The 5,061-nt window shown below is 63.0% G+C and carries 5 protein-coding genes; 4 read left to right on the top strand and 1 reads right to left on the bottom strand.

Features of this window, described 5'->3' with window-relative positions; translation table 11 throughout:
• Positions 1 to 444 precede the first annotated feature (444 nt).
• Positions 445 to 1,353, top strand: coding sequence for a DUF2189 domain-containing protein (locus MOV75_RS27055; protein ID WP_246928968.1), 909 nt, complete (start codon positions 445 to 447; stop codon positions 1,351 to 1,353).
• 130 nt (positions 1,354 to 1,483) lie between these two features.
• Positions 1,484 to 2,308, top strand: a complete 825-nt coding sequence (locus MOV75_RS27050; RefSeq protein ID WP_246928976.1) for a lytic murein transglycosylase — start codon at positions 1,484 to 1,486, stop codon at positions 2,306 to 2,308.
• Positions 2,309 to 2,365: 57 nt separating this feature from the next.
• Here MOV75_RS27050 and MOV75_RS27045 read toward each other — a convergent pair whose 3' ends face one another.
• Positions 2,366 to 2,632: a hypothetical protein gene (locus tag MOV75_RS27045; protein ID WP_246928992.1), complete on the bottom strand. Its 267-nt coding sequence runs from the start codon at positions 2,630 to 2,632 to the stop codon at positions 2,366 to 2,368.
• Positions 2,633 to 3,325: 693 nt separating this feature from the next.
• Here MOV75_RS27045 and MOV75_RS27040 point away from each other — a divergent pair.
• Both MOV75_RS27040 and trmFO read left to right on the top strand, forming a co-directional pair.
• On the top strand, positions 3,326 to 3,478 hold the full coding sequence (locus MOV75_RS27040) for a DUF1127 domain-containing protein (RefSeq protein ID WP_007590701.1): 153 nt from the start codon (positions 3,326 to 3,328) through the stop codon (positions 3,476 to 3,478).
• A gap of 126 nt (positions 3,479 to 3,604) precedes the next feature.
• The coding region (gene trmFO, locus MOV75_RS27035) for a methylenetetrahydrofolate--tRNA-(uracil(54)-C(5))-methyltransferase (FADH(2)-oxidizing) TrmFO (protein ID WP_247006904.1) at positions 3,605 to 5,061 on the top strand (1,457 nt) is incomplete at its 3' end.

Genomic DNA, 5,061 nt, shown 5'->3' with positions numbered 1-5,061 from the left:
GCCGATGCTCCAGGCGCCGCTCCAGCGGGCGAAGCTGCGCCACCAGCGGGCGCGGCGGAAGCCGGCTGGCTACCGAAGATCGCGCCCATAATTTTCCCGAAAATGCTCATATCTGCTCCCCGAAAAGGATCCGTTGGAAGGGCCTTGAGTGGCACTTATAGACCAAGTTACTGCGATGCGCCCGCGAAGTTCTGCGAACCAACGAGCAGCATCAGCTTATCTGCGGCGAAATGACGACCGAATGACATCGTCGAGGTTGCGCTGCGGCATCGAAATTCACCCAAGCGTGAGGGACAGGACTCGGAAATGAGCGTACGCTTCGCGTTCGGCTCGCGATGCCTTCCGGAATTCGCGTCTGGTCGGAATCGCGAAACTCAAAAATGGCGGCCGCTCGCGCCGTTTGCCGGCGCTGGATTCGGCCGCTCGGCAAGGGAGCTAGCGACCATGGCCACACTCTACCAGGGCAATGTCCCCACAATGGGCCAGAGCGCGGATGCGGCTGGACCCGTCATTCGAACCATCCAGCTGTCCGATCTGCACGATGCGCTCCGGCGCGGCTGGGAGGATTTCAAGGCCGTTCCGAGCCACGCCATCATTCTCTGCGTCATCTACCCGGTGCTCGGCCTCGTGCTCGCCCGCGTGGTGATGGGCTATTCGGTGCTGCCATTGTTGTTTCCCCTTGCCGCCGGCTTCGCACTGATCGGCCCCTTCGCAGCGCTCGGTCTCTACGAGCTCTCCAGCCGGCGCGAGCGCTATGAAGAAGCCAGCGCCTGGGATGCCATGGAGGTGCTTCGCTCGCCGTCGTTCGGGGCGATGCTCGGCCTCGGCACATTGCTGCTCGCTCTATTCGTGACCTGGGTTGCAACCGCGCAGGCGATCTATGTCGCGGCGTTCGGCTATGAGGGCGTGACCGGGATCTCGGACTTCATGACGCGCGTGCTGACGACGCAGCAGGGCTGGTGGCTGATCGTGGTCGGCTGCGGCGCCGGCTTCCTGTTCGCGTTCGCTGCGCTCTGCATTAGCGTCGTGTCGTTCCCCTTGATGCTGGACCGCCATGCGGGCGCGTTCGAGGCGATGAGCACCTCACTGCGCGTTGTCGCGAGGAACCCGGTGCCGATGGCGGCCTGGGGCCTGATCGTGGCGGTGCTGCTTGCGCTCGGCACGATCCCGGCCTTCCTCGGCCTTGCCGTGGTGATCCCCCTGCTCGGCCATGCCACCTGGCATCTCTACCGCAAGGTGATCGTCTCGGAGCCCGGTGCACGTCCGGTGCCGCCCCCGCCGCATCGTCCGCGCAAGCCGGCTGCCGACTTCCCGGCGAACCTCTTCCCGTGGCGTAACCGGACGGACGTCTGACGATATCGTGACATGCGATCCTGCCCCGGCTCGGGCAGGATCGCGCCCTGTCACACGCCTTGCTTTGGCCGCGGTTCGGACCGAGATTGCCCCCTCCGATCAGATCGCTTCACGGAATTCATTTACTCGAATGACCTCGACGATTTCTCGTCTCGCCCTCGCAGCCTTCGCCCTCTCCGCGTCAATCCTGTCTGCCCAGCCAGCGTCCGCCGCGGTTGCCTGCGGTTCAAGCAATTTCGATGCATGGCTTGCGGACTTCAAGACCGACGCTGCCGCCAAGGGCATCTCACAACAGGCGATTGCATCGGGGCTCGCCGGCGTGACGCTGGATCAAAGCGTGCTCAACCGCGACCGCTCGCAAAAGGTCTTCGCCCAGACCTTCGAGGAATTTTCCGGCCGCATGGTGCCGCCGCGCTTGGAGCGCGGCTCCAACAGGATGAAGCAATACGGCTCGGTGCTGTCGCGCATCGAGCAGACCTACGGCGTTCCCGGCGAAGTGCTGGTCGCGATCTGGGGTCTCGAGACCGATTTCGGCGTCAACACCGGCAAGTTCGCCACCATCCGCTCGCTCGCAACGCTGGCCCATGATTGCCGGCGCGCCGAGCAGTTTCGCGCCGAGCTGATGGATGCGCTGCGCATCGTCCAGCGCGGCGATCTCGCACCAGCCGAGATGAAGGGCGCCTGGGCCGGCGAGCTCGGCCAGACCCAGTTCATGCCGTCATCCTGGATGAAATACGCCGTCGATTTCGACGGCAACGGCAAGCGCGATCTCCTGCACAACGCGCCCGACGTGCTCGCCTCCACCGCAAATTATCTCGCCGGCTATGGCTGGCAGAAGGGCAAGGATTGGCAGCCGGGCAGTCCGAATTTCGAGGTGCTCAAGCAGTGGAACAAGAGCGAGGTCTATTCCAAGACCATCGCCTATTTCGCCACGCAGCTGGCGCGCGCTCCTTAGTGACCCATCAACAACGCGTAGGGCCGATCGTCCGGCGATCGGCCCTCTCTGGTGCGTTTACTTGCCCATGGTGGCGTGCATCGCCTTGTTCAGATGCGCGCCGCACGCACCCATTTTGCCGTTGAGCAGCGAATCCTGCGCCGCAGCGATCTCCTTCTGGGCGACGAGCTTGCCGTCACCGTCGGGCATGGCCTCGATCGCAGTTTCCGTCTTCTCCAGATTGGCCGAGCTGCAGCCGCCCATGGCGGCGTGCTTGGCGGCCTGGGCCGGCGCAACCGCGAGCGCGACGGCGGCAATGGCGATAACCCCGAGTAACTTCGTCATGATGTTACTTTCCTTCTCTTGTTCTTGGGACAGACCCAGCGACATTGCCGGATTCTGCGACGACACCTTCCTCCGGGCGCGGCAACTTGCCGCAATAAATTCCTCGCGAGAATTGCGTGATGTTGCGCGCCGCGCAGAGCGTCATGCAGGAATTCTGTTTTTCATTACATCCTTGTCATCAAACCACACGCTCGGCGTGCGGACGCCGCACCAAGGAGTGCGAATGCGGCCTAGACAACCTTGGAGGAGCCATTGCGCCGCTGCACGCGGCGAGATCTGATTTGGCGAAGCCGCTTGGCCACCCGCGCGGCTTCGCTGCACCCACACAAAGAACTGAATATAAATTCATTAAAATAGCCTATTGCATCATGCGATTCGCGCATGCCGAACTTGGGTATAGAAGCTAAATGGCTCGCTTGCCGGCGACGGATGCGTCACTTATTTCCATAACGATCAAAATCAAATATCTGTCACTAACTCCGTGATTTCACGGAAGTTTAGCTCCGGATTCAGCTCGCGCATCGCAGGGCTGGGGCGGGACCGCGAAGAGGTTAAGTCTTCTTTACTCCCGCTATGCGCTATCCGCTTAGCTGCATCGCAACATCGGAACTTTCGCACTGCACCACTCTCCACTATATTCATTTCAACGATGAGGCCCGGGCAAGGGCTGAATCGAACTACAGGAGACTACCAATGCTGCTCTCGCTCATCCGCATGATCCAGGCATTCCGGGACTATCAGCGCAATGTTGCCGAGCTGTCCCAGCTCAGCGATCGCGAACTGGCCGATATCGGCCTCGATCGCTCGGACATCCCGCGCGTTGCCGCCGGTCAGTATCAGGGCTGATATCGTTCAGCCCTCCACCGGACGAACCGATAGCGCCCGCCTCGTGCGGGCGTTGTCGCATCTGGTGGCAGAAAACTCGATCTCGACGATTCCACTGACCGCCGAAAAGCGCTACCTGTCCGCCCCATGACAGGATCCCTATCCAACATTGTGCACGTGATCGGCGCAGGCCTTGCCGGCTCGGAGGCAGCTTGGCAGGTCGCGAAAGCCGGCGTCCCCGTGGTGCTGCACGAGATGCGGCCCACCCGCATGACCGAGGCGCACCGTACCGACGGGCTCGCCGAGCTCGTCTGCTCCAATTCATTTCGCTCGGACGATGCCGCCAACAACGCCGTCGGCCTCCTGCACGCGGAGATGCGCCGGCTCGATTCGCTGGTCATGCGCGCGGCTGATGCCAACCAGGTGCCGGCCGGCGGCGCCCTTGCGGTCGACCGCGATGGCTTCTCCGCAGCCGTTACCAAGGCGCTGAACGACCATCCCCTGATCGAGATCGCCCGCGGCGAGATCGCAGGCCTGCCTCCGGCCGACTGGAACAATGTCATCGTTGCCACCGGCCCCCTCACCTCCGCCCCGCTGGCCGATGCCATCCGAGAGCTGACCGACGAGAACGCCCTCGCCTTCTTCGACGCGATCGCACCGATCGTGCACCGCGAATCCATCGACATGTCGGTGGCCTGGTTCCAGTCACGCTACGACAAGGTCGGCCCCGGCGGCACCGGCGCCGACTACATCAACTGCCCGATGACCAAGGAACAGTATGATGGCTTCGTCGCCGCGCTGATGTCAGGTGAGAAGACTGAGTTCAAGGAGTGGGAGACCAACACGCCCTATTTCGACGGCTGCCTGCCGATCGAGGTGATGGCGGAGCGTGGCCCCGAGACGCTGCGCCACGGCCCCATGAAGCCGGTCGGCCTTACCAATCCGCACGATCCCGCCACGAAGGCCTACGCCATCGTGCAGCTGCGTCAGGACAACAAGCTCGGCACGCTCTACAACATCGTCGGCTTCCAGACGAAACTGAAATACGGCGAGCAGCAGCGCATCTTCCGCACCATTCCCGGTCTGGAGAAGGCTGAGTTCGCCCGCCTCGGCGGCCTGCATCGCAACACCTTCCTCAATTCGCCAAAGCTGCTCGACAGTCAGTTGCGCCTGCGCGCGCAGCCACGGCTGCGCTTTGCCGGGCAAATGACGGGCTGCGAGGGCTATGTGGAGTCTGCTAGCATCGGTCTGATCGCCGGTCTCTATGCGGCAGCCGACGCGCGCGGCGAAACCCTGGCGAGCCCACCGGCCACGACCGCGCTGGGATCCCTGCTCGGCCACATCACCGGCGGGCATATCGAGACCATCGAGCCCGGGACACGATCGTTCCAGCCGATGAACATCAATTTCGGCCTATTCCCGCCGCTTGCGACCGTGCCGACGAAGAAGCCCGACGGCACGCGCCTGCGCGGCAACGAGAAGACGGTGGCCAAGAAGCAGGCGCGGCCTGAAAGGGCTTTGAACGCTGCGGGATTTCCTGCGACAAAAGGAGCGCCGGGCAATCTCACTCTTATGGAGCGGTGCGTTGGATACGGGCGACGAAT

It is taken from the genome of Bradyrhizobium sp. PRIMUS42 (assembly GCF_023006515.1).
In the GTDB taxonomy this organism is placed as follows: Bacteria; Pseudomonadota; Alphaproteobacteria; order Rhizobiales; family Xanthobacteraceae; genus Bradyrhizobium.
The sequence above is the reverse complement of the archived record's forward strand: the minus strand, read 5'-3'. Positions and strand labels throughout refer to the sequence as shown.